This window comes from Kitasatospora sp. NPDC056181, assembly GCF_042266225.1.
Classification (GTDB): Bacteria; Actinomycetota; Actinomycetes; order Streptomycetales; family Streptomycetaceae; genus Kitasatospora.
Map to the genome: position 1 here is coordinate 1 of NZ_JBHJUK010000353.1, position 1,027 is coordinate 1,027.

The 1,027-nt window shown below is 69.5% G+C and carries 1 protein-coding gene; it reads right to left on the reverse strand.

Annotated elements, in window-relative coordinates; translation table 11 throughout:
- Positions 1 to 257: 257 nt before the first annotated feature.
- A complete protein-coding gene (locus ACFC1F_RS43470; RefSeq protein ID WP_376167375.1) occupies positions 258 to 497 on the reverse strand; it encodes a hypothetical protein in 240 nt (79 codons plus the stop codon).
- Positions 498 to 1,027: the final 530 nt, after the last annotated feature.

Consider the following 1,027-nt stretch of genomic DNA (forward strand, 5'->3'; position numbering starts at 1 on the left):
GCTCCGGTCCCCGGACGCGGCGCTCCGGGCGAGTCCTGCTCACCCGGGCGGGCCGGGCGCGCGGTCGGCCTGGCGATTGGGCTGGGCCATGAGCTCGCGGTTGGCGGCCCGGGCGGCGACGAGGTCGTCGTCGCGTTCCTGGGGCATCAGTTCCAGGTCGATCTTCTGCTCGTTGCTGCCGGAGACGGGCCGCCCGGGCGGCAGTGTCGATGGCGGCTACTGCCGCACGGGGCGGCCGGGCCGACGGGAACCCGCCGTCAGCCGCCGACGGAGCGGGCGCCCTCGATGAGCCCCTGGCGGGCCGCGTTCAGGGCCTCGGTCTGCTTGATCAGATGGTCGACCGCGTTCGTCACCAGGGCCACCTCGGCCGGCGTCGTCCAGCCCGGCCGGTGGATGATCTTGAGCAGCTCCTCGTGAGGGTCGTTGGTCACAGACTTGGTCACCGTGATCAGGTGGTGAATCCGCTGCTCCAGATGGGCCAGTTGGTCCTTATCCATGGCGCGCCCAGCTCCTTCGGTCGTCGTGGCACAAGCGGACCATGTCTACCCAAACCGGCACGTCTTGCCATAGGGCTGAGCGGGTGGCGTCGCCGGGCGAAGGCCTCTTCTGGTCCTGCGGGGCAGTCCAAGCAGTGCCGGCAAAGAGCGGTCGGCGCCCGTCGGGTCGTGTGGCGGCGGCATGTCGCGACGGGAAAACTGGGACGTCCGTGTCCGTCCCCACCGGGCCGGCAGGATTCGCTACTGGACTTGTCGATCTGGAACGCGACCCAACGCCGCCTTGCCAGGCTCGACGGACCCCGGGCTGAATCCCAGGCTTCGTTACACGGTTTGATCGTTTCGCCGTCCTGCCGACTCCGCAGCGGTGACGTTTCAACGCCGCACCAAACCACACTCTCGTCCGCCCCGACGGCGAAGACACGCTGCTCGTCCGCCGCAGGTCTCAAGACCGGTCAGGAATCGAGAAGCCCCGGGCGCCCCGCAGCCCCTAGCGTGATGGTCATGGCAACCACCGCTTCCACCGCAGCCCA

What these genes read in the sequence shown, in the direction of transcription:
- ACFC1F_RS43470 (WP_376167375.1), bottom strand. Translation starts at nt 497, where the DNA reads ATGGATAAGGACCAACTGGCCCATCTGGAGCAGCGGATTCACCACCTG.